Genomic DNA, 23,743 nt, shown 5'->3' with positions numbered 1-23,743 from the left:
CGCTCAGAGTAACAGTCGCGGGTCGCCGTGCCGCGCAGCCGGAGCGGTGTGAAACTAGCCGGGGATCAGGCCTTTGGGCTCTGGGCGGTCGACGACGAACGAGCGGACGAGTTCCGCCATCGTCTTGGGGTCCCACCCGACGATCCGGCCGATACCGGGCAGCCAGCCGCCGTTCACGGTCGGGATCGTCTTCGCGGTGACGGCACCATCGCACAGTGCCAGCGCGAGGCGGACCAGGTCGTACAGGTGGTTGCCCTTGTCGACCGTGACGACGGCGAGGGCCGTCCTGACGAACGCGATGACCCGGGCCGGTTCGAGGGCCGCATCCGGACTCGTCGCCTTCTCGATCACTGCGGCGATGAGCCTCCGCCGGCGTTCGGCGGGACCCGGGCGGGCATGGGGGAGGGCGCCGCCGCGCAGATAGTCCAGCGCCCGGTTGCCGGAGATGGTGGAGCAGTCCGCGGATGCCCTCGGCGCGGCGACCCGGGTCGGCTCGTCCGCGCAGATTCGCACTCCGCCGACCGCGTCGGCCAGTGAGACCAGACCGCCGAGACCGATCTCGACGTAGTGGTCGATGCTGGCGTGGACGATGCTCTCGACCTCGCGGATCAACAGTTGTGGCCCGCCTCGGTCGTATGCCGTGCCGAGAGAGGCGGTGCCGTAACCGGCGATCGTGGCGGTAGTGCGCAACGGCAGGCTGACGAGCAGCGGTCTGCCGCCGTCATGGCGGAGGTGAAGCTCCATCGCCGTGTCGATGCGGCGCTGGCCGGTGCCGGTCATCGGCCGTTCTCCCGGCGGCTGGGGTGAGTCGTCGTGGGTGACCAGGAGCCAATCCTCGCCGAGTCCCCACGTGGGTTTGAGGGGATAGGGCGCGGTCGCGTCGATCCGGCCGAGGTCCGCTTCGATGAACAGACATGACGCCAGCAGGCCCACCAGGAGGACGTCGAGCACGGCGAACGGCCAGCGCCGCCCGCCGTACCTGGGTAGCCATGCCCTCGGCCCCCATGGCGGTGCGTCAGGGTTCATGGTGCGGGGTTCCTTCCGCTCGTCATCTCGTACTGGCCCGGTCGCAACACGGTTTCGTGCAGCGCCCGGTAGACCAGGTGCTGCTACTGTCCGTAGTTATACCTGTGCGAAGTGTGCAGGGTAGTCCAGTGAAACATGATCTTCAGGAAGGTCGGGGGGACGAGGGTGCACGGGCGGACGGGCCACGCTTCGGCCGCGGGCCTCCGGGACCTTTGCCGACCGGCGACGCTGGTCCTTCTTCTGGTTCCCCTGAGCATGCTCTGGGCGGGCACGTCCACCGACGGGCGGCTCGCCGTCGTCAGCGCGATCGCCGCGTCGGCGGCGATCGCCGCCGCATCGGTCCTTCTCGGCGTCGTGCCGGTGCGGCACACCTACCTGTGGATGGTGCTCTTCGCAGGCCTGCTGGTCGTGAGCTTCGCCTTTCCCGTGGCGGCGGTGCCGGCGCCGCCAGGACAGCGGTATCGGGCCGTCGATCTCCTGCGGTCGTTGAGCGCGATGCCTCACGCGCAGCTCGCTCGGCTCTTCGACCTCGTGGGAATCCTGGCGGGCCTGGCGCTGCTGGGCGTCAGCGTCGTCACCTCGCCACACCCCCGGCAGGTCGCGCGCGTGATCACGCTGTCCGGTGCGGCCGCCGCGGCGTACGTCCTCGTCCGCGGCGGCTTCGACAACGTGCGTCTCGAAGGGCTCGGCTGCAACCCGAACTACCTCGGCTTTCTCCTCGCCATCCCGCTCGTCACGGCCGTGGGGCTGGTGCGGTACGCCCGTAATCCGCGATGGCTCGTGCCCGCGGCCGTCTGCGGCATCGCGCTCTCCGCGACGCACTCGCGGAGCGCGTCCCTGGCGGCCGCCGTCGGCGTCGGCATCGTCCTTCTCCAGGGCTGCTCCCGGCTATTCCAGATCATTCTGATATCCGGCGTCGCCATGGCCACGACCGCGGCGGCGGCCGGCGGGATGCTCCGGCCGATGGGACGGCATATCGAGAACCTGGGTGCGGGTGGCCGGACGATCACTGATCTGAGCCTCAGCAACGGTCTGCGAAAGAGAGTGGCGGAGTTCGCCGTACGCGTGATCACCGAGCATCCGCTGCGGGGGATCGGCCTTTCGACGTTCCCCGGCTATGCCCAACGCTCTCCGGACGTCGGCGTCTACCTCGCCACCCATGACGAATATCTGCGGCTGGCCGCCGAGGCGGGCGTCATCACGTTGATCGTGTTCGTCGTCCTGCTCTGGCTCGCCCTGGGGCGGCGGCAGGTCGGCGACCTGGCGCTGCTGCGGGCCGTCGTGCTCACGTACGGGGTGATTCTCCTTCTATCCAATCCGTTGGCGAATCTGGTCGTCAGCGCGCCCTTCTGGGTCTCGACGGGGTGCCTCCTGGCCTCCCGGCCAAGCCGGGGGCTCACCACGAGGGCGCTGGCGGTCCGCGCGGTTCGGGCGCTCCGGCGGAAACGGGAAACGACCTCGATCATCGGACCATCACGAGAAGGGGCGGAGCCACGTGCCTGACGTCCGAGCCGATGCCCGGCGGGATGACCGGTTCCGATTCGGCGAGAATTGGCGTTCCTTCATCGAACTCGTCGATGACATGAGGATCGCCGCCGCCGTTCACGCCGTCCGCGATCCTCTGGGGGTCGCCGACCTGACGGACCGCACCTTTCTCGACGTGGGGTGCGGCAGCGGGCTGTTCTCGCTGGCCGCCCAGCGGCTCGGGGCACGGGTCCGCGCTTTCGACTTCGATCCCGAGTCGGTGGCGGCCGCCGCCGAACTGCGCAGGCGGTTCGCGCCGGGCAGCGACTGGGACATCGAGCAGGGGTCCATCCTCGACGAGCGGTTCGTCGAGCGGCTGGGCGCCTTCGACGTCGTCTACGCCTGGGGCGTGCTGCACCATACAGGCGATCTGTGGGCTGCGATCGACGCCACGTCCCGCCTGGTCGTTCCGGGCGGCCTCATCTACATCTCGGTGTACAACGACCAAGGGCCACGGAGCCGGATGTGGTGGCGGGTGAAACGGCGCTACAACCGGTCCGGTTCGCTGGTACGGCGGCTTCTCCTCGCGGCGAGTGCCGCCTACCTCGTCCGGAACGCGCCGCTGCGCCGGCTCATGCGCGCGGCCTCCATCGGCGCCGGCGTGCCGGGCCGGCGGGTACGGCCACGGGGCATGTCCGCGTGGCACGACCTCGTCGATTGGGTCGGTGGGTTTCCCTTCGAAGTGGCCACGCCCGAGCAGGTGTTTCGGTTCCTGCGCTCCCGGGGCTTCGAACTGCGCCACATGACGACCTGCGGAGGCGGCCTCGGGTGCAACGAGTACGTCTTCGAACGTCCTCACGACGGTTGCCGGACTATGCCGAGCAGTTCGCGGTAGATGCGCACGTGCTCGTCGACCATGACGTCGTTGCTCAGGTGCGCCTCGCTCCACGCGCGTGCTCTCAGACCGAGGTCGGCGGCGAACGCCGGATTCCCGATCACCTGTGCGATCCCGTCCGCCAGCGCCTGGGGATCGGCCGATGGAACAAGTAGGCCGCGGCCGCGGAGCAACTCGCCGGTGCCTCCGACCTCCGTCGCGACGACCGGGCGTCCCGCCGCCATGGCCTCCATGACGGCGTTGCTCATGCCTTCCTGAAGTGAGGCGAGAGCCACGACGTCGCACCGGGCCAGCAACCGTCCGATGTCGGTTCGCGTACCGAGGAAGCGGACGTCGATGCCGAGCCGCGTCGCCTGACGCTGCAGCACCGCCCGCTCGGGCCCGTCGCCGGCCAGCGCGAGTGTGCAGGGGACCCCACGCGTCCGCAGTCGTGCCATGGCCTCGAGAAGGTACCGGTGGCCCTTGTACGAGATGAAGTTGGCCACGCACAGTACGACCGGAAGCCGGGTGGCGAGGGGAGCGGGAGGCATCGGCTCGAAGGCGGCACCGGGAAGACCGTTGCGCACGATCGTGAGCTTCTCCGCCGTGACGCCTCTGTCGCGCAACGCGTCGTCGGAGACGGCCCGCGCGTTCGCTATGAGATGGTCGGTCACGCGCGTCGCCGCAGTGTCCAAGGCCGACACCAGCGGGCGGCCCCGCTTGAAATCCCCGAGGCTTCGGCGGCCCGCCACGAGCACCGGGACGCCCGCCGGCCGTGCGGCCGCGGCGGCCGTCACGTGGCTGTGGAAGAGGAACGCGTGCAGCACGTCCGGCCGCGTCCGGCGCAGGCGCCCGACCAACCGGAGGAACGCCGCCGCGTTGTCCGACGGCATCCGCCAACCCGCGGAGCGGCGCTGGAACCCGAGGTGTATTACGGGGACACCGGCGGTGCGGAGGGTGTCTTCGTGTGGACCTCCCTCGAACATCACCAGCACGCTCGTGTCGACGCCCCGTGCGCGCAGGCCCTCGGCGAGCAGGGCGACCTGCTTCTCGGTACCGCCGAGGCCGAGTTGGCCGATCAGCAGGCACACGCGCTCGAGCGGGGCCGACGTTCCGCCGGCATCGGCCCGCGCCGAGACCGCGACCTCACCGCCTGGGGCCTGTCTCAAAGTCCCCGCCCTGTCATGGTCGTGATGGTAAGACGACGATTTCCCGCCGACGGTCGCCGTCCGCTTCTCACTCATTGTCCGTGTCGCCCGCTCGGGGTGATATTTCGCTAGGCAGGGACGATGGTGGTCCAATTTCCAAAGAATATTTTAGGAAAGCCGATGCTGATGGTCGACGTCGACTTGAATGCCGCGCATCCGGTCTGGATACCGTTGTAAGCCGAAGGCCGACCGATGGAATTCATGACGGTGATATGGCGGAGGCATCCCATGAGTTGGCACGATGTCGCCTTGGCGCCGGGCGTGGTCGCCGGGCCGTCTCCGTACGACTCGGCCCGATTCGGTATCGCCGTCGATCGGATCTCCGTATCCGCGGCGTCGGCGGCGACGCTCGAGGACGTACTCGACGCGATCAATGCCTCCACGGCGGATGTCGTGGTCCTGCGTTATCCGGCCGATCGCATGAGCTGGTTCGCGGTCCTGACGGAACTCGACCGGACCGCCATCGTCGGTGACAACCTCGTCGGCTGGAAACTGGCCACGGGCCAGGGGCGACGTCCCCCTCCGCTGCCGCGCGGTCTCGAGATCGTCGACTCCGTGAGCGCGGCGGAGATGGACGCCATGATAGTCGGTGCCTTCCGTGATTACGACAACCACTACCTCGCCAATCCACTGCTCGATCCGGCGCTGGTGCTCGCGGGCTACCAGGAATGGGCCCGTCGGGAGATCACGAGCGGCGTCGTCGCCATCCGAAACAGCGAGAGCCGCGATCGCGAATCCGGGATGCTCGGATTCGTCACTTACGGCGCTGCGAGCGGTGTCGCCGAGATCGCGCTCGGCGGTGTGGTCTCGGGGGCCCAGAACGCCGGGCTCTACCTTCACCTGCTCGCCGGAATGGAGGACCGAGCGGCGTCGCGTGGAATCGAAAGCGTGGTCATCTCAACCCAGAGCCGGAACGTCCGAGTGCAGCGTCGCTGGGCTGACTATGGCTTCAAGCCTGTGCTCAGCATTTTCACAGTCCACCTTATTCGGCGGGGCCTGCTGAGAAATCCGGCAGAGCCCGCCGAGAATCGGTCAAGACAAGGATGACGACTTTGCCGGACACTACCGTGATTCCGTTCAACCGCCCCTATGTCGCCGGAGCGGAGCAGGAATATCTGGGGCGGGCCATGGCCGGTGGTGCTCTGGAGGGGGACGGGCCTTTCACGAGACGAGCGAACGCGCTGATCGCCGAGCTCATCGGGGCCTCCTCAGCCCTGCTGACGACCTCGTGCACGCACGCGTTGGAGATGAGTGCCCTGCTCCTCGGCATCGCCCCCGGTGACGAGGTCATCATGCCGTCGTTCACCTTCACCTCGACCGCCACCGCCTTCGCGCTGCGCGGCGCGGTCCCGGTCTTCGCCGACTGCCGTCCGGAGACGCTCAACCTGGACGAGCGGCGGGTCGAGGCGGCGATCACGGAACGGACGCGCGCGATCGTGGTCATGCACTACGCCGGCGTGGCCTGTGAGATGGACGCCATCATGGCGATCGCCGAGCGGTACGGCCTGGCCGTGGTGGAGGACAACGCACACGGGCTCTGTGCCCGTTACCGCGGCCGAGCGCTGGGGTCGTTCGGTGCGATGGCCACCCAGAGCTTCCACGCCACGAAGAACGTGCAGTGCGGGGAGGGCGGTGCGCTCGTCCTGAACGACCCGGGACTCGTCGAACGCGCTGAGATCATCCGGGAGAAGGGCACCAACCGCGCCCAGTTCTTCCGCGGAATGGTGGACAAATACCGGTGGATCGACATCGGTTCGAGCTACCTGCCCTCCGACCTGCTGGCCGCCTTCCTCGTCGCACAGCTCGAAGCGATCGACGACATCCAGGCCCGGCGGCACCGCGTCTGGGCGGCCTATGACGAGGAAGTGGCCGACTGGGCCGGGGAGCGCGGGGTGCGGCGGCCGACCGTTCCCGCCGACCGAGATCATCCGGCTCACCTGTATTACCTACTGCTGCCCGATCTGGCCCACCGCCAGGCGTTCCTGCGCCATCTCGGCGAGCAGGGGGTGCGGGCGGCATTCCACTATCAGCCGTTGCATACCACGCCCGGGGGACTGCGGTACGGACGCGTGGTGCCGGGCGGATGTCCGGTCACCGAGGACGTCGCCGACCGGCTCGTGCGGCTTCCACTGTTCGCTGCGATGAGCGATGACGAACTGCAACGCATCATCAAAGCCGTCATCTCCTACTGAGAGAGGACGTCGGATCGGAGGTCGGCGCCCTCGTCGGGCGCCGCCGGGCCGACCTCGGTGCGGATGACGTACGTGGGGCGGCCCATGCCGCCGGCGTGTACCCGGCCGAGATACTCACCCACCACTCCGATGCCGAGCAACTGCGCGCTCGAGAACAGTGCGATCATGGAGGCGAGGCTGGTGAAACCCGCGACGGTGGTCTCCCCGGTGAAGTAGCAGCACAACACCAGGCCGCAGAGGAGCAGCCCGAACGCGCCGACTCCTACGCCGAGGTAGGTGACGAACCGCAGTGGTGTCGTGCTGTACCCGACGAGCAAGTTGACGGCATGGCGCAGCAGCGCGCGCAGGGTGTAGCCGGAGCGGCCGGACCTGCGCTGCTCCATCCGCACGTCGACGCACGCGATCCGGGTGGTCGCCCAAGAGAGCGCCACGTCGATCGAGACGTGCAGGCCGGTGAGGCCGTCGCAACCGTTGCGAAGGAACGTGCGGAACGCCCGGAAGGCACTGATGTGCTGGGCACCGTGGATGCCGAATGGGCCGGCGAGGGAGACCTTCACCAGCTGCGACGCGAGGCTGCGCGCCAGCCCGTGTTCCTCCTCTCGTGGGCGCGCGTAAACCAGATCGACCTCGTCGGTGAGCGCGGTGAGTAGCCGAGGTACCTCCTCGGGCGGGTGCTGCAGCTCGTCGTCCATCGTCACGATGACGTCGTGGCGGGCGGCGCGTATGCCGGCGGTCAGAGCGTTGTGCTGGCCGTAGTTGCGTGCCAGCTGGATGGCCCGCACTTCCCGGTGACGGCGGGCCAGAGCGGCGGCGACGTCCCACGTGTCGTCCGGACTGCCGTCGACGACCAGCACGATCTCATGCTCGATGGCTGCGCCGGGAAGGACGGCGGCGAGCCGGGCGACCAGCTCCGGCAGCGTCTCTGCCGACCGGTAACACGGGACTACGACGGACACGAACATGGGCACCTCACGGACTGGTCACAGCCGGCTTACAAATCTGAGTGCAGAATTTCCAGCTTCGGCTCGTATCTACTGCAGGCAGTAGAGAAATTGACCGAATCGATGTCGTTAATAGACCTCCCTATTTTCCTGCTCCGCACGGCCGGCGAAAAGCTGTATGGCGTGTGTCTTCGGGGGTGGATAGAGCGCATGGTGTCAATGTTCAAGATTGTCCGCCGTCAACAGGTGAAGTATCTTATCGCCGGAGCGATCACTGCGGTGTTGCACTTTGTACTATTTTCCGGTGGGTGGCTGATGCTCCGGCATGTCGCGCCATATCCACTGGTGGCGATCGGCGCGCAGGCCCTGACGGTGCTCGCCGTATACCCGGCGTACCGCGTCGTGGTGTTTCACGCGACCGGGCCGTGGATAGCTGGGTTGATCCGGTTTTACATCGCGTGTGCGGCGGTCCTGCTCCTATCGGTCGTCTCTCTCGTGTCACTTGTCGAGGTTGCGAGGCTTCCGGTGCCGGTAGCGCAGATCGTCACCGCACTCTGGAGCCCGGTCGTGGCTTATCCGATGCAGCGTTTCTGGAAATTCCGGGCGTCGTCGCGAGTATCAACCTCATATCCCGCCGGTAAACGTTCACAAAAAGAAGCCGTGTACGCAGGGTCGCGTGCACGCCCATGAGATCATTTGCATGACACGCGGACTCGGAGGGGCTCATGGAAGCAGCAGAACGATGAAGGCACTGGTGCTCGCCGGGGGACGCGGTACTCGCCTGCGTCCCCTCACTCATACGTCGGCGAAGCAACTTGTCCCGGTTGCCAACCGGCCAGTGCTGTTTTACGGCCTGGACGCGATCTGTGAGGTAGGTATCACCGACGTCGGGATCGTCATCGGTGATACCGGGAACGAGGTGCGCGCGGCGGTCGGTGATGGGTCGCGTTTTGGGCTGGACGTCACTTATATCCCGCAGAAGGAACCGCTTGGGCTCGCGCACTGTGTGCTCATCGCGAAGGACTTCCTGGGCGACGACGACTTCATCGTGTACCTCGGCGACAACTTCCTCGTCGGCGGCATCTCGAACCTCCTTCAGGAGTTCCGGGCCGGTGGTTACACGGCGCAACTGTTGCTGAGCAAGGTCGCCGAGCCGCAATTCTACGGCGTCGCCGAACTCGACCGGGACGGTCGCATCGTCAGCCTGCAGGAGAAGCCCGAACTGCCGAGAAGCGATCTGGCGATCGTCGGCGTGTACGCGTTCACAGCGGCGATACACGAGGCGGTACGCGCGATCAAGCCCTCGGCGCGCGGTGAACTTGAGATCACGGACGCGGTCCAGTGGCTGATCGACCAGGGACATCGTGTCCACTCGCACATCGTCACCGGTTACTGGAAGGACACCGGTCGTCTCCAGGACATCCTGGAATGCAACCGAATTCTGCTCGAGACGGTCGAGCCGGACCTGGCCGGCGTGGTAGCGGGCCGATCGGAGATCGACGGCCGAGTCGTGGTCCACCCGGACGCGGTGGTCGAGGATTCGGTACTCCGCGGACCGATCGTCATCGGGGCCGGAAGCAAGGTGCTCCGCTCCTACGTCGGTCCGTTCACGTCCATCGGGGATGACTGCGTCATCGAAGAGGCCGAGATCGAGTACTCCATCGTCCTCGGTGGCTCGACGATCCAGGGCGTGCCGCGGATCGAGTACTCCCTGATCGGCAGGGGCGTCGAGGTGACGCGTGCCGTTCACGCACCTAATGCCCACCGCCTGATGGTCGGTGATCACAGTAAGGTCCAACTGCGCATATGAGGTTCTTCGTCACCGGTGGTGCTGGATTCATCGGATCGCACTATGTTCGCGCATTGCTCCGTCGCGGCTACCCGGGATGGGAGGATGCGGATGTCACGGTGCTGGACAAGCTCACCTACGCCGGTAACCTCGCCAACCTCGCATCCGTGGCAGGCCATCCGCAGTTCACCTTCATCCGAGGTGACATCGGCGACGGCTCGCTTCTCAAGGAAGTCGTTCCCGGCCATGATGTGATTGTCAACTTCGCCGCGGAGTCGCACGTCGACCGGTCGATCGACGACGCCGGCGATTTCGTGGTGACGAACGTTCTGGGCACACAGCGGCTGCTTCAGGCGGCACTCGAATATGGGGTCCGAACGTTCGTGCAGGTCTCCACCGACGAAGTGTACGGATCGATCGATGATGGAGCCTGGCGGGAGACCGAGCCGTTGTTGCCCAACTCGCCCTACTCCGCTTCCAAAGCGGGCGCCGATCTGCTCTGCCGTGCCTTTTATCGCACCTATGGGCTGGATGTCCGAGTTACTCGCTGCTCGAATAACTATGGGCCGTGGCAGTATCCTGAAAAGATCATTCCGCTGTCCATCGCGAACCTGCTCGATGGACGCAAGATCCGATTGTACGGCGACGGTCGAAATGTCCGTGAGTGGCTACACGTCGATGATCACTGCCGTGGCATCCAGCTGGTACTGGAGAAGGGATCGGCGGGCGAGACGTACAACATCGGCGGTGGTACCGAGCTCACCAACCTCGAACTTGTCGGCAGATTGCTCGAGGCAGTGGGGGAGGGCTGGGACATGGTCGAGTACGTCACAGATCGTCCGGGGCACGATCGCCGATACTCGATCGACACGACGAAGATCCGAGGCCTCGGTTATCGACCCGAGGTCGATTTCGACGAGGGGCTCGCGGCCGTCGCGCGCTGGTATGCGGACAATGAGGACTTCTGGCGGCCGCTCATTGAGGCGGCACGCCCGACGGTCCGTTAACCCATATTCGTGAGAGCGAACTTGGCGAAAGGATCGGTATGCATCCCCGTGTCATCTTCGTGGGCGGCGTCTCTCGAAGTGGAACCACGCTCCTGCATCGCCTCCTCGGTCAGTTGCCCGATGTCGTCTCGCTGGGTGAGGTCTGCAACCTCTGGGGGACAGGACTCAGAAATGGAGATCTATGTACCTGCGGGGACCTGATCGCTTCCTGTGTTTTCTGGAAGGAGATAGGCGACCGGGCGTTTGGTGGCTGGGACGCCGTTGATCTGCAGGAAATGCGGCGACTCCGTGGATCGATCGACCGGATTCGCTTTCTTCCGGCGTTGCTCCAAGGCAAGCGCTCCGGCGCGATCCAGACGACGGCCGCCGCCTACGCCTCTTACTACACCAAGATCTACACGGCCGCGCTCGAAGTCAGTGGGGCGCAGGTCGTCGTTGATTCGAGCAAGCGGGCGCCGTTGGCCTGCTGCCTTGGCATGTATGCCGACGTCGACCTGAAACTGGTTCACATAGTTCGCGACAGCCGTGGCGTTGCGTATTCTTGTACAAAAAATGTATTGCGGGTGGATTCCGTCCGTGGCGCAACCCTTGGAACGGCATCGCCGGCGGATACGTCACTCAATTGGATCGTTCAGAACCTTGCTTTGGAGATTCTGAGCAGAAAGGGAGTGTCGACCCGCATGCTCACCTATGAACGCCTCATCGAAGATCCTGTCGGCGTCCTCCGTGAAGTCATATCTTTTGCGGGCCTGTCGGTCGATGAGTCGGCGATGAGATTCCTCTCCGATGATCATGCTGTGCTGGACGCCGGGCACAGTATCGGAGGGAATCCGATGCGTGCGCAGACCGGTAGCGTCTCCCTTCGCCTCGACGATGCCTGGCGCACTCACCTTCCCCGTACCGACCGTCTGCTGGTGTCCGCGCTCACGTACCCATTGCTCCGCCGCTACTCCCGCAGCTGAGAAAGAGTCCTAATCTCTCGGCCCGGGCAGGACGAGCCCCGTCAATCCTTCGATGCGGCCGATGGCCCGCTGGAGATACCAAATGGTCAGGGCCCAGCGTCCGCCGGCGATGCTCAGCGCCGCTGCCGCGAGAGGGCGGAAGACCACCCTGACCCGGAGGCCGAGGCCGTGGTGGGCCCGGTACACGCGCCCGGTGCCACGCGCATAGCGCCTGGCCTTGATGTGGTATGCGCGTTCACCCGGTGACGGAGCGTCGGGGTTGTACTCGACGATGATGATCTGGGGGTCGAACAGAATCGTCCAGCCGGCCTTCAGGCCACGAAGAAGCAGGTCCGTCCCCTCTCCCGACTGCCAGGGTGACGCGGCACCGACCCCGAGATCTTCGTCGAAACCGCCCACGGCGCGGATGAAGTCGCGCCTTAGAAAGACGGTGTGCTCGATGGCGCTCGTCCACACTGTCCGATGGTTCAGCGGCATCTGCCGGTCGCCGAACGAGGTGAGCTGGGCCGGTCGACCCGGGGTGCCCACCGAGCGACCGGAAACCCCGCCGGCCGATGGAGCACGCGTGAGGACCGCCGCGGCTTGTGCGAGCGTGTCGGGTAGATAGCTGGTGTCGTCGTCCGGAAACGCGACGAAATCGCAGTCTCCCAGGGCCGCGACACCTACGTTGCGTCCGACCGATGCGCCTCGTGCCGAGGTCAGACGACGCACCGGGAGCCGATCTGCCCATGAGGCGACCACGGTGCGTGTGCCGTCATCGCTGCTCTGGTCGACGACGACCACCTCGCTGGGCCTGAGCGTCTGCGCGTGGATGGATGCCAGCAGGTGGTCCAGCAGCTCGGGCCGCCCGATCGTGGTCACGACGACAGCGAATTTCGTTTTCGAGTTCATGTCACCGTTGTTCAATTCATCCGGGTCAATGGTAATTCCTGGAGAGACGCCTTCACTCTTCCTGTGGACCCATTATATGGACCTGCTCTGAGGTAGCGGTTGCAGCATGACGATCCATCGATATAGGGGTGTCGCGTCGGCTGTGGCGATCGCTCCGGATTGTCGCGGTGGCGGCGGCGTCCAAATATTACCGAGAATGATCTTCTCATTGCCTCATTCTTTGCGTGACTATCGTTCGGATCTTGTTACGTTGCTGGTCGCTACGCTTCTTCTTTTACGGTGAACCAGCGAGGAGAGGGTCATGGCGCAGGCGCCGCCGGCAGATCAGATGACAATGCCGATCGGGACTGAGCGCCCGATACGATGGTCGGCGAAAGCGCTACGATCGGGCTGGGTTCCCACGGCGCTCGTGATCGCGGTGGCTGTCGCGCTTTTGCGATATTATGGCGTGCCCCTACGCGAAACGGCGTTCTTCGGCACCTTCATCACTCTGGGTTCCACGGTGCCGGGGGTGCTGCTGTGGCGCGCTTTTCGAGGGGGATCGCAGTTCGTCGCCGAAGAGGTGGCGGCCGGGACGGTCCTCGGACAGGCGATCACCGTACTCATTTATGTGGGCGCGCGGTGGGCCGGGCATCCTTTGTTCGTGCTCGCGTGGCCGGTCGCCACGGTCACCGCTTTTCTCGCCGTACCGGCATTGCGGCGGCACTGGCGAAGAACGGATCCCGTCAGGCACGTCCCGGCCGCCTATTCCTGGGCTCTCGCGGCTCTAGTCGGGTTCGTCGTACTGTCGACCGGGTCGGCGTTCTACCGTCAGCACGGGCTGGCGTGGCCGGGATATGCCGCGCCCTATATCGACATGCCGTACCACCTGGGCCTCATCGGTGAACTCAAGCACCATATGCCACCACAATGGCCGTCCGTGGCCGGTGAGCCGCTCTACTATCACTGGTTCGTCTACGCGGACATGGCGGCCACCAGTTGGGTCACCGGCATCGAGCCGCAGACGCTGCTGTACCGGCTGTTCATGCTACCGACCCTGGCGACGTCGCTCGTACTGCTCTTCGCGGCCGCACGGCGCTTGACCGATCGGTGGTGGCCCGGGATGGTCGCGCTGGCGATCAACTGTCTGGTATGGGCGCCGAGCGTGTACTCCTGGTACCCCTCCTTGGGTGTCGACTTCCTGATACGCGCTGACGTGCCGTGGCGAAGCCCGACGCAAGGGCTCGGGGCGATGATGTTCGCGCCTGTCATTCTGCTGCTCATCGACCTTCTTCGTCGGCCGAGGTCGGGAGCGGGGCCGTGGATCCTGTTCGTCACCTTGCTCATGGGGGTGATGGGGGCGAAGGCCACCTATCTCCCGATGCTCATCGCGGGCCTTCTCATCGTGCTGATCGGGACGATCATCGCGAGCCGGCGTCTGCACCGACCGGCACTCGTCGCGCTCCTGGCCGCGGCCCCCTCCGTGCTGATCGCGAAAGTGGTGCTGTTCGGCGGGAACTCTGACGGCGTGATTTTTCACCCCGGGTCGATGTTCGGTGCTGTGGCTGATGTGGCCGCCTCGACGTCCGATCCTCCGCAGGCGTTGCGGGCGGTCGCGGCGCTGGTGAGCATTGTCGGTCGGGTCTTTGTCTGGGGAGGCGCATTGTGCCTGGCCCTCCGGCGAAGGACATTGTGTGACCCGGCGATCCTCCTGCTCCTTGGAATCAGCGTGACGGGGATCGCGGTCGCGTGCATTCTGCGTTTTGCCGGTAACTCCCAGTCGTACTTCCTCTGCGGCGTGATGCCATGTATGTCTCTCGTGTCCGTCTATGGGCTGATGGCTGTGCTTCCGGGGCGGCTCGGCCGACGCTCGGGAATCATGCTTCTCGGCGCCTCGGCCGGTGGGGTCGCTGCGGTCTTGGCGGTCCGCGGACTGGGGGGGAACACCAGGCCGACCGTGGGTGACGCACTGCCGCGAATGCTCGGCCCGTTCTTCGCGCTCATAGTGATCAGCATCGGGTGCATGGTGCTTCTGGTGCTGGCCGGACGCCGGCGTCCATCCGTGCGGTCCCTATCGCCGGTGGTGGCGCTCGCCTTCGTCGGCGGGCTCATCCTGCCCGGGAGTCTGCTCCACGTCCGGCAACTCTGGCATGGCATTCCCCGAGACCCTTTGGCAGCCGTGATCGGCGCGGGGACTCTCGAGGCGGGGCGTTGGCTGCGGGAACACTCGCGTCCCGATGACCTGGTCGCGACCAACGCCGTCTGCCTCTCCGGCATGGGCTGCGACGATCGGCGCTTCGCCGTATCGGCGTATTCGGAGCGACGCGTCCTGGTGGAGAGTTGGCGCTACACCGCGAGAGCGCATATGGAGGGGGTGAGACGGCACATTGCCGACGAGTCAGTGCCCTTCTGGGACCTTCGGCGGCTGATGGACAACGAAGCCGTCTTCCACCGGCCCTCACCCGAGGCGGTTCGGCGACTACGCCACACGTACGGTGTGCGCTGGCTCTTCGTCGACAGGGGTTTTGATCGACCCGCTCCCGACCTCGACCGATTCGCGCGCCTGCGCTATGCGGCGGGTCAGTGCAGGGTCTACGAGATCACGCGGTGAGACGGGCGCTGAAGTCCGAGCCGCCCTAAGCGTGACTCGCGTGCGCGTCGAGCATCATATTCGCGATCGCCAGATGGTCATCGTTGTTGGTCGCCAGAAGATTCGCCCCGAGGCCGTCTTTCGTGCCGAGACGAAGGACATCCTGCTTCGTGCAGGCCCGCATCTTGATCTCATGGACGAGGAACACGTGGCGATAATTGGCGAAGATGACGTCGAGGAGTTCGTGCGGCGAAAAGCCGCAATTCGCCAGCCCGTGCGGGCTGTATTCGATAAGTAGTGTAGGGGAGAGGCTCAGTGTCTTATGGGCGCCGCGAAGGACGAACCCGTCGTATCCTTCCGCATCGATCTTGATGAGGTCTGGCGGACCGATTTCATGGTCCGCCAGATACGAATCGAGTGAGACCACGGGGACAGACGTCGAACTGGACCATCCCAGCGCGTTATCGGCGCCGATGGAATGATGACCGATTCCCCTCGCCAGGTAGATCGTCACGGAACCGATCTTGTCGCCGACCGCCGCCGCCTCGACGGTGACCTTCTCCAGGAGGCCGTTTCGGGTGATGTTCCCCCGCAGGTAGGCGACGTTCTCCGGTACGGGTTCGAACGCGACCAGATGGCCGCCCTCTGGAAGATTTGCTGCGCCGACACAGGAGTAGAGGCCGATGTTGGCGCCGATGTCGATGATCATATTGCTGTGAGTCGCCAGACGCTCGAAAAGGGCGACCTCGACCTCTTCGTAATAACCGGCGAACAGCTGGTGAATGATCGAGAAGTCGCGTGCCGGGCCGGTCAGACTCAGCCCGCAGTATACCGTCGCGACGTCATCACCATTCGCGGAACAGCCAAATTTGTACACCATCCTCTGGATGCGTTTAGTGATCGTGAGATCCTGAACGCGCGTTCGCCTGAACAGTTTCCGGGAAAACTTGAGAGTCTGGCGAGCGATTTGCCTGCGCACGATGCTGGTCAACTCCCTGATCGTCGATTGTGTCGAGCTGCTCGGCGGGCACTGCCGGCCGTTGTCGCCGACCGAGTGGTCGGGCGGTCGCCCGGGGGCGATGGCTTGCGTACAGCACGGCCCCGTACAGGCAGGACAGTGTCATGGTCGCGGCGAGACCCGTCGCGGCGCCCTGAGCCCCGGCGAAAGCGGCGCCGATGGCGGCCGCGGCGACCAGGGCGACCGCCGTGGCCAGCCTGAATATGAAGAGCGCGCGTATCGCCTGCAGGGCGCGTAGGGCCCCCGCCGGCCCCAGCACCGCGCCCTGCGCGATGCGAAAGACCGTCTGCGCCGGCAGCAGAGGAGCCATGAGCTGCCATGATCTGCCGAACAACAACGCGCCGACGCTCGCCGGCAACACCATCGCCAGCACTCCCGACGCGGCGCCGACGGTTCCGAGTCCCACCGTGACCACGAGGGTTCCCTGGCCGATTCGGTCCGGCCGGGCGGCGAGCAGCCGGGACAGTTCGGTGATGGCGATCACTCGGCCGGCGTTGATCATCACGGCGGCCGGGCCGAAGACCGTATCCGCGGCCCGTAGTGAGCCGACGGCTGCCAGCCCCGCGATCCTCCCGACCACGATCAGCGTCCCGTAGGAGCAGACCGTCAGCACCACGCCTTCGACCAGGTACGGACGTGCGAGATCGCCGTACTCGCGGAGCCAGCCGGACGCGGAAGCGACGCGCGGCAGCACCCGGGCCTGGGTGATCGCGATCACGGTGGCGATCAGTCCACTGAGTCCCCAGACCAGGAACACCCAGGTCATCTTCGTCGTCACCGACAGCACGACGAACATGGCGACGCACTGGCTCAGCCCCCAGGCGGCATCGCTCACGATGGCCTTGCGGGGCTGGCCGGCGGCGATGAAGCCCATTCGCAGGGTGCTCTGAATGAGGAGCACCGGGAGCAAAGCCGCCAAGATCAGGACCGGGGCGGTGATGCCGCCCAGGATCGGGCCGGACAATGGGAGCAGCGCGACGGCACCGATCAGCCCGAACACCGCCGCGGCTCCCGAGCTGTCGCGCAGTGCCCGGCGCGCGGAGTCGGGGTCCCGGGGGAAACGCACCATTAGTGGCTCGGCGAACGTTGTCTGGGTTAGCTGATGAAAGACTACGTAATAGCCATATAGCAGGGCGAATTCGCCGAATGCTGCGGCCGACATACGCCGTGCCGACAGGATGATCAACATAAAATTCGTCGCACTCGATATGATCTGATCGGCGAGGATCCATCCGCCGCGGCGGGTGGCATGAGTGAGCATGATCAGTCCTCCCTGGCGCGTGCGCGATGTAGCAGCATCCAAGTAATCAGCCCACCGACGATCATAGGAAAGGCGCGGCCAAGTCCCCAATAGAAGAGCATTCCCATTTCGAGGATGCCGACATAGATGACAGCGTAGAGGACGAGTCCACGCAGTTCTCCGGAACGCATGCTGTGGTAGCAGATTCCGATGAGCAGCCCTACGGCGCCCCACCAGGCGACTGCGCCGAAAAGGCCATAGTCGATGATGCCCGGAAGGAGTCCCCCGGGAGTATTGAATTCCAAGTTTCCGTATCTCACATACAGATATGATGTGTAGTCGGTTCCGTTGGTGGCACTGTTGTCGATGTGAACGAATGATCGCACGATTGGGAAGTTCCATAGGAACTGCCCGGTGTAGCGAGGCATCGGCGAATTCGTTGAATCATGGGCTAGGATTATGGCTGAATTGTTGCTGGAGGTAGCGTAATATCCGCCAAGTCGCCGTAGCACGAACCCGATGAAACCGGTGTCGCTATGGCGTGCGTAGAAATCGTTCCAGCTGCGGGTGTACTCAAGGGCACCGAAGACGGTCGCCAAGACCAGTGGGCCAAGGAGCGGAAGCATCGCCCATAGAATTGAATGCTGCCGCCGTCGGCTTTTGGGCAATGCTGTCGCGGCGAGCACGATTACGGGGACGGCCAGTTCCATGAGGGCGATACGCTCGGCATTGAAGAAGCCTCGGGCCAGGCCGAAACTCGCGAGTGCGACCAGTCCGAGCGTGTGCCGTCGGCCGCTGATCCGGCGATCCAGCAGCAAGCAGATAAGAGCGAGCGGGCCGACTTGGGTGAGTGTCGTGATTCCCGGAAGGGTGGTGAGGTATTCACCTCTGGCGGAGAGCAGTACGCCCCGCTGCAGGGCGAGCGCGTCGTACAGCTGTTGTCCTCCGTAGCCACGTGATACGGCGGCCACGGTCCACGTCACGTACCCGATCAAGGAAAGTATCAGGAACACGCGTCCGGCCCACAGCAGGACTTTCTGTTGACCGACCGTGACGATTACGTGCGGCTTTCGGGAATCATGTCGACGGCGTTTGATGAGGTTCGGTACCAGCGTGCCGGCGATGAAAGCGCAGAGAAGCAGCGCGGTGAGAAGTGCCTCGGCCGTGCCGAAGTACTTCGGCGTGCGCCACCAGAGACGGAAGTCGTCCGCCGGGATGAGGCCCGCGATGGCCAAACAGGGTAGGACGCTCAGGATGCCGGTCCAGCCTGGATGCAACCACCAGGCACCTTGGCGCAGCTGGAGCGGACTCGGCGTGGACGAACGGCGCCCCGCCCCGGTCGGGCGATCGTGGAGCGCGGCATGAACACGTTCTGGCACGGACGTCTCCAGCCTTATCGGCGACTGCGGTTTCATCGGGTCGTTCAAGAACGGGATGCCGCCTCGGCCTCGTCATTCGGCTGAGGCCGCACATCCCCGCTTCTCCATCGGCAGACTCCGGATACCGGCCGACTCTGAAGTCGCGTCTGCCGGCCGAAGTCATCCGACAGGGGTCCTGGTCGGTGCCGTACCGTTCGCCGGCGAAATCGGGTCCACGTCCTCGAGGCGCGGCTTTTTCTCGTCCCGGCGATAGCCGACGGTGCCGCCGTAGTAGCGGTAACGGTCGCGCTTCCCCTTCGTGGCCATGTTGACGATCACTCCCAGTGTGACTCCGCTGACCGCGTCCACGCTCTCGACGGCCTCGCGCAGCTCATCGCGTTTGGTCCGTCCCGCACGCACGACGAGAAGGACGCCGTCGCTGCCGGGGGCGATCACCGCCGCATCCGTGACCGGGAGCAGCGGGGGCGAATCGATGATCACGTAGTCCGCGTCGGCCTGGAGTTCCTCGAGGAGGAACTGCATCTTCTGGGTTCCCAGCAGCTCGCTCGGGTTCGGCGGTACCGGACCGCTGGCCAGCACGTCGATCGCACAGCTTCTCTCGGCGCGCTGCATGACGTCGGCCATGCTGGCCTGACCGGACAACACGCTCGTGAGCCCGATCTCCTCGACGAGACCGAGCGAGCTCGCGATGGTCGGGCGTCGCAGGTCGGCATCGACGATGACGACGCGGGCACCGTCCTCGGCGAGCGAGAACGCAAGGTTCAGGGCGACGCTGGACTTTCCGTCGCCTTCGAGCGGACTGGACACGACGATCGTCCGTGGGGGCCGGTCGACATTGGTGAAGCGCAGGTTCGTTCGGAGCTTGCGGAATCCCTCGGCCCGGAGACCGAGCGGGTCGGTGTCGTGGACGAGGGTTCGTTTCCGCGCGGCGCGGTCGTAGACGATTTCGCCGAGTACGGGCAGACCACTCGCCAGGCCCGCGTCGGACGTGGCGTCGATCCGGGTGTCCAGGGCCTCTTTGAGCATCCCCGCCAGCACGCCGGCGAGGGCACCGAGCACGATGCCGACGAGGGTGTTCAACACCGGCTTCGGGCTACTCGGCGCGCTCGGCTGCGAACCCGGCCTGACCACCTGGATCCGTACGGTCGGTGCACGCCCCGGCAGCGGTGCCTCCACTTCCGCTACCGCGGCGATGAGGTGGTGGGTGACGCTGTTCACAATTCGCGCCGCCATCACTGGATCGGAATCGCGTACGGCGATGTTCATCAGCACGGTGTCGGCCGGTACGTCGACCTTGAGCCGTTTCGCGAGCATGTCCGGCCGCATGCGCAGCCCCAGCTCACGGATCACGGGAATCGTGACCTTCGGCGTCGTCACGAGGCCGGCGTACGACCGGACCTGCTGCTGGCTGAAGAGCGTCCCTTGATACACCTGATCCAGCCTCTGTGCCTGCTGCGACACCGAGACGAAGACCGATGCCTTCGACTCGTACATGGTCGGTTGGAGCATCGTGATCAGCTGCGCGACGCCGATCACCAGCAGCATGACGCTCACCAGCAGCGCCAGGTGCCGCTGGATCGCGGTGATCAGTTCCCTTACGCTCATGCAGTCCCCCGTGTCGGACCTTCGTGAAATGCGAAGTTCTCGGCGTTCTAGTTGTCGGTGTTCTCGTGGGCCGCGTCCTCACGAACGCGATAGCGCTGCCGGGCCCTCGCCGTTCGAGTGACTCGGGCGGCCCGTTCCCGACAGCAGGCGCGTGAAGACCTCCAAATGACGCCGGGCCGATTCGGCCCAGGTGAACCGCTGTGCGTTGGCCAGGCCGTGAGTGCGCAACTCTGTGGCGAGGGCGTCATCGGTGAGGACGTCTCGTAGCGCTGCGGCGATCGACCCGGAATCGAGGTCGCGCAGCAGAATGGCCGCCTGACCGGAGACTTCCGGCAGGGCGCCACGGTCGGAGCAGATCACGGGTGTCCCGCACGCCATCGCCTCGATGACGGGCAGCCCGAACCCCTCGTGACTCGACGGGAGTACGAAGACGGCAGCGGCGCGGAACAGAGGTGCGACCAGTTCCGGTGGGACCTGACCCAGGTATCGCACGTGCGGCGCGGTCGCCAGCAGCCGCTCGACCGGCTCCGACCCGAGAAAGGGACCGCCGGCGACGACCAGCTGGACCCCGAGCCTGGCGACCTCCGGCCGGACGACCGCGTCGACGAGGGCTGGGATGTTCTTGCGGGGGTCGAGGTTGCCGAGGTAGAGAACGAACCGCTCCGGTAGGCGCAGCTGCGCGAGGAGCCGGGCGTCCGCCGAGCCGTCGGAATGGAAACGATCGGTGTCGACACCGTGCGGGATGACGTGCAGGCGATGTTCGGGGACTCCGAATGCGCGCTCGATCTCGCCCGCCGAGTTGGCCGAGACGGTGACCACGGCATCAGCGGCACGGACCAGGCGGGCTACGCGTGCCCGCCAGGTGCGTTCCCAGAGCGTGCGCCGGATGCCCGGAATATGTTGGGGGACCCCGTGGACCGTCGCCACGATCGGCAACCGGCCTGCGGTCAGCGCTCCGGTATCCGCGGGGAAATGCAGCAGATCGGCATGCCGATGATCCACCGTATGCGGCCAGACCAATCCCTCGGCTGCCGCGTAGCAGAGCTGCCGCGCCGGTCCGCGGAGCGTATCCCCGGGTGGCACGAGGAGCGTGTGCGCGACACCGAGCCGCCCCAGCCATCGGTAGAGACTTCCTGTGTAGGTCGTGTTGCCGCCGACGTTGCGGCGCAGCACCTTTCCCGTCACCGCGACCCGAATCCGGTCGGTCACACTCTCTCCTTTACTGGTAGGGCCGGAGCTCGATAGGCCGCGGCCAGTCGCTTCGCCTGGGCCTCCGGCGTGTGCTCGTGAAACGCCATGCGGCACCGGTCCGCATGCGCTGCCCGGTGCGCGGGATCGGCCATGCGACGGACAGCCGAGGCGAGCGCCTTTGGGGTGGGGACGAGTCCGGGAAGCCCGAGCACGGCCAGATCCGGTAGTGACCGCATGATCATGGGTAGTCCGGTAGCGACCGCCTCCAGCATCGCCATGGTCGGCGCGACCTCCCAGAGCGCCGTGTGCACGTAGACGTGCGCCCGGCCGAGCCTGCGCAACACCTCGTCCCGTGGCAGCCATCCCGCGACATGCACGCCGGCCGACTCGAGCCGCTCGCGGCGTGCGGGATCGCCGTCGCCGATCCACTCCCAGCGGATCGGCCAGCCGTGCCTGCGCGCCTCCCTGCTCGCCTCGGCGAGGAAATCCGGGTCTTTTTGCCGGCAGATCCGCCCTACGGCAATGGCGACCACCTCGTTTTCGAATGGTCGCGCAGCCGGGATCACAGGCTGGACCCGGACGGCGTGTGGTACGCACACCACCTGCTGCCGTCCGTGCAGCATCCGCGCGAGCGCGGCTTCCCGTGGACTCGCCGCTGCCACCACGCCCGTTCGCCGCGCCAAGATGGACTCCGCGATACGGAACATTCCCCGTACCGGCAGAACCACATCGACACGTTCGAACGCATAGCAGTGCGGCGAATAGACGATACGATCCGCTGGGATCGACAGGCAGCCGCGCACGTAGATTCCGGCGTATGAGGAATGGGCGTGTACGATATCGGGCCGGATCGCGTTATAGGCATGATGGACCGCGCGAATGCGTGCCGGGTGACTATCGGGCAGCCGCAGCCAGCCTTGAACCTGTCCGGCGACCGCCATGCCGGTGTCTTCTCCATGACGCGGTGCGCTGAGTAGCCAGTGTTCGAACATGGGTGTCGCACGGATATAGCCGGCCACGGCACTGCTCACGCCGCCGCCCCAGCATTCGACGACATGGATCACTGTGAACCGGCGCGTGAGTTCGGCGGCATTTGCGCCTTCCGGCTCACAACGCGCCGTGACCATTGACCACCGCACCGAGCGTCTTGAAGAGGATCCACAGATCCAGCCTCAGCGACCATTCCTTTACGTATCGGAGATCCAGCTCAATCGCGTGCTGCCACGGCAAGGCCGAGCGGCCGCTGATCTGCCACAGTCCGGTGAGACCCGGTCGCACGGCGAGGCGTCCGTGCTCTCGGCTGGTGTACAGCGCCACCTCGGCGTGGACCTGAGGGCGCGGTCCGACCAGGGACATCTGGCCGAGTGCCACGTTCCATAGCTGAGGGAGTTCGTCGAGGGACCATCGGCGCAGCCAATGGCCGAGCCGGGTCACGCGGGGGTCGTCGGGTACCTTGAAGAACGGTTCGTTGTTCCGTCCATGTGTGCGCAACAGGTCCGCAAGCTGATCATCAGCGCCGACCCTCATCGAGCGGAACTTCCACATCCGGAACGGCTTGCCATTGATCCCGATGCGCTCGTGGACGAAGAGCAGCGGTCCCGGGCCGCTCAATCGCACCGCGACAGCGATGGCCACCAGCACAGGAGCGAGGACGAGCAGCGCGGTAAGAGCGATCACCCGATCGACGGCATGTTTCAGCCGGAGTGCTACCGGCCCACTCAGGGGGCGTTTCTCGGGCTGTTCTTTCGCCAAACGTAGATGTGTCTCGACATCCCCGACGAGGTCGATGCTCTCGTCTGCTGGCGCGGTCTGACCTGACTGCGCGCTCGGTGTGGAAATGGACACTGTCGTCCCCCGGCATGTGTTGAATAATCTCCGCTCCCTGGCCCCAGGTATATCGCCTTCTTGTGAATGCCCACTCCATGTCCAAGATCAACACTTGGTCAGTTGACCGGAAATTATCCCTTGCGGTTCTTTCGGGGGCTGTAGGCGTTCGGGATCTGGTCGGTAAATATAGGAATCGACCGTTACAAATCGTGCAACCTTGCTGCATGGTGGCCGTTGGTCCGGAAGGCCGACTAGAGTGCGCGTCGCATCAAATCGTCCTAAGTGGCGCGGTCGCGAGGTTGTGGAGCATTGACGCGTGGTATGGCCTCATTGGCGCGATAGAGGGCCACGCTCCGTGTTTCCGGCGAAACGCCATCTGCTCGGTCTCTCGTGCCCTGGTCGAGCTGAGAGTCGTTTCCCGGGGAGTGGCATGCCATGAGCTTCACATGGTCGCGGGATGGATGATTGCGCAGAAGATTGAAATCGAACGAATCTCGGTGTGTGAATTGATGACGACCAGCGTGGCCAATAGCCTGTGTGTCAGGCGCGGCGGCTGCGAA

General features: G+C 65.5%; 20 protein-coding genes. 9 read left to right on the top strand and 11 right to left on the bottom strand.

Annotated features, from left to right (window positions below):
* Positions 1 to 54: 54 nt before the first annotated feature.
* Complete coding sequence (locus NE236_RS26640; RefSeq protein WP_252844879.1) at positions 55 to 1,026, bottom strand: LCP family protein; 972 nt, start codon at positions 1,024 to 1,026, stop codon at positions 55 to 57.
* A gap of 255 nt (positions 1,027 to 1,281) precedes the next feature.
* Between NE236_RS26640 and NE236_RS26635 the strand changes: the two genes are divergently transcribed.
* On the top strand, positions 1,282 to 2,529 hold the full coding sequence (locus tag NE236_RS26635; protein ID WP_252844878.1) for an O-antigen ligase family protein: 1,248 nt from the start codon (positions 1,282 to 1,284) through the stop codon (positions 2,527 to 2,529).
* Positions 2,522 to 3,385, top strand: a complete 864-nt coding sequence (locus NE236_RS26630) for a class I SAM-dependent methyltransferase (RefSeq protein ID WP_252844877.1) — start codon at positions 2,522 to 2,524, stop codon at positions 3,383 to 3,385. Before NE236_RS26635 ends, NE236_RS26630 begins: the two co-directional genes overlap by 8 nt.
* Here NE236_RS26630 and NE236_RS26625 read toward each other — a convergent pair.
* On the bottom strand, positions 3,346 to 4,533 hold the full coding sequence (locus NE236_RS26625) for a glycosyltransferase (RefSeq protein WP_252844876.1): 1,188 nt from the start codon (positions 4,531 to 4,533) through the stop codon (positions 3,346 to 3,348). The two genes, NE236_RS26630 and NE236_RS26625, sit on opposite strands and share 40 nt — an antisense overlap.
* A 267-nt stretch (positions 4,534 to 4,800) precedes the next feature.
* Here NE236_RS26625 and NE236_RS26620 point away from each other — a divergent pair, with 267 nt between their 5' ends.
* Together NE236_RS26620 and rffA are read left to right on the top strand one after the other, a co-directional pair.
* Positions 4,801 to 5,619, top strand: coding sequence for an N-acetyltransferase (locus tag NE236_RS26620; protein ID WP_252844875.1), 819 nt, complete (start codon positions 4,801 to 4,803; stop codon positions 5,617 to 5,619).
* 5 nt (positions 5,620 to 5,624) lie between these two features.
* Positions 5,625 to 6,764, top strand: a complete 1,140-nt coding sequence (gene rffA, locus NE236_RS26615) for a dTDP-4-amino-4,6-dideoxygalactose transaminase (RefSeq protein WP_252844874.1) — start codon at positions 5,625 to 5,627, stop codon at positions 6,762 to 6,764.
* Here the strand turns inward: rffA and NE236_RS26610 are convergent.
* Positions 6,758 to 7,726, bottom strand: coding sequence for a glycosyltransferase family 2 protein (locus NE236_RS26610; RefSeq protein WP_252844873.1), 969 nt, complete (start codon positions 7,724 to 7,726; stop codon positions 6,758 to 6,760). The genes rffA and NE236_RS26610 overlap by 7 nt on opposite strands.
* Positions 7,727 to 7,924: 198 nt before the next feature.
* Here NE236_RS26610 and NE236_RS26605 point away from each other — a divergent pair, with 198 nt between their 5' ends.
* Genes NE236_RS26605 through NE236_RS26590 form a run of 4 tightly spaced genes read left to right on the top strand, consistent with a single transcriptional unit; the run spans position 7,925 to position 11,463 of the window.
* Positions 7,925 to 8,395, top strand: a complete 471-nt coding sequence (locus NE236_RS26605) for a GtrA family protein (RefSeq protein WP_252844872.1) — start codon at positions 7,925 to 7,927, stop codon at positions 8,393 to 8,395.
* A 10-nt stretch (positions 8,396 to 8,405) separates the two neighbouring features.
* On the top strand, positions 8,406 to 9,515 hold the full coding sequence (locus tag NE236_RS26600; RefSeq protein ID WP_308209159.1) for a glucose-1-phosphate thymidylyltransferase: 1,110 nt from the start codon (positions 8,406 to 8,408) through the stop codon (positions 9,513 to 9,515).
* Positions 9,512 to 10,501 (top strand): dTDP-glucose 4,6-dehydratase, encoded by a 990-nt coding sequence (gene rfbB / locus NE236_RS26595; protein WP_252844870.1) that lies wholly within the window; start codon positions 9,512 to 9,514, stop codon positions 10,499 to 10,501. The genes NE236_RS26600 and rfbB overlap by 4 nt, the downstream gene beginning before the upstream one ends.
* A 38-nt stretch (positions 10,502 to 10,539) precedes the next feature.
* The gene (locus tag NE236_RS26590) at positions 10,540 to 11,463 is read left to right on the top strand and encodes a sulfotransferase (protein WP_252844869.1); all 924 of its coding nucleotides are present in this window, start codon (positions 10,540 to 10,542) and stop codon (positions 11,461 to 11,463) included.
* Positions 11,464 to 11,472: 9 nt separating this feature from the next.
* On the opposite strand, the gene NE236_RS26585 is transcribed toward NE236_RS26590, so the two are convergent.
* Positions 11,473 to 12,369: a glycosyltransferase family 2 protein gene (locus NE236_RS26585; RefSeq protein ID WP_252844868.1), complete on the bottom strand. Its 897-nt coding sequence runs from the start codon at positions 12,367 to 12,369 to the stop codon at positions 11,473 to 11,475.
* Between the two features lie 286 nt (positions 12,370 to 12,655).
* Here NE236_RS26585 and NE236_RS26580 point away from each other — a divergent pair, with 286 nt between their 5' ends.
* Positions 12,656 to 14,944, top strand: a complete 2,289-nt coding sequence (locus tag NE236_RS26580; protein ID WP_252844867.1) for a hypothetical protein — start codon at positions 12,656 to 12,658, stop codon at positions 14,942 to 14,944.
* A gap of 25 nt (positions 14,945 to 14,969) precedes the next feature.
* On the opposite strand, the gene NE236_RS26575 is transcribed toward NE236_RS26580, so the two are convergent.
* From NE236_RS26575 to NE236_RS26545, 7 genes are all read right to left on the bottom strand, one after another.
* Positions 14,970 to 15,803 carry an FkbM family methyltransferase gene (locus tag NE236_RS26575; RefSeq protein WP_252844866.1) on the bottom strand — a complete coding sequence of 278 codons (834 nt, stop codon included), beginning with the start codon at positions 15,801 to 15,803 and terminating at the stop codon, positions 14,970 to 14,972.
* Positions 15,804 to 15,816: 13 nt separating this feature from the next.
* Entirely contained in the window at positions 15,817 to 17,202 is a 1,386-nt protein-coding gene (locus tag NE236_RS26570; protein WP_252844865.1) for an MATE family efflux transporter, read from the bottom strand.
* 2 nt (positions 17,203 to 17,204) lie between these two features.
* Positions 17,205 to 18,608: an O-antigen polymerase gene (locus NE236_RS26565; RefSeq protein WP_252844864.1), complete on the bottom strand. Its 1,404-nt coding sequence runs from the start codon at positions 18,606 to 18,608 to the stop codon at positions 17,205 to 17,207.
* Between the two features lie 111 nt (positions 18,609 to 18,719).
* Positions 18,720 to 20,165, bottom strand: coding sequence for a tyrosine-protein kinase domain-containing protein (locus NE236_RS26560; protein ID WP_252844863.1), 1,446 nt, complete (start codon positions 20,163 to 20,165; stop codon positions 18,720 to 18,722).
* Positions 20,166 to 20,243: 78 nt separating this feature from the next.
* Entirely contained in the window at positions 20,244 to 21,374 is a 1,131-nt protein-coding gene (locus NE236_RS26555) for a glycosyltransferase family 4 protein (protein WP_252844862.1), read from the bottom strand.
* Positions 21,371 to 22,483 carry a glycosyltransferase family 4 protein gene (locus tag NE236_RS26550; RefSeq protein WP_252844861.1) on the bottom strand — a complete coding sequence of 371 codons (1,113 nt, stop codon included), beginning with the start codon at positions 22,481 to 22,483 and terminating at the stop codon, positions 21,371 to 21,373. Before NE236_RS26550 ends, NE236_RS26555 begins: the two co-directional genes overlap by 4 nt.
* On the bottom strand, positions 22,464 to 23,201 hold the full coding sequence (locus NE236_RS26545; RefSeq protein ID WP_252844860.1) for a sugar transferase: 738 nt from the start codon (positions 23,199 to 23,201) through the stop codon (positions 22,464 to 22,466). Before NE236_RS26545 ends, NE236_RS26550 begins: the two co-directional genes overlap by 20 nt.
* Positions 23,202 to 23,743: the final 542 nt, after the last annotated feature.

The sequence above is a fragment of the Actinoallomurus purpureus genome (genome assembly GCF_024055795.1).
Taxonomy (GTDB): domain Bacteria; phylum Actinomycetota; class Actinomycetes; order Streptosporangiales; family Streptosporangiaceae; genus Actinoallomurus; species Actinoallomurus purpureus.
Note: the sequence above shows the minus strand (reverse complement) of the source record. Positions and strands in the feature narration are given on the sequence as shown.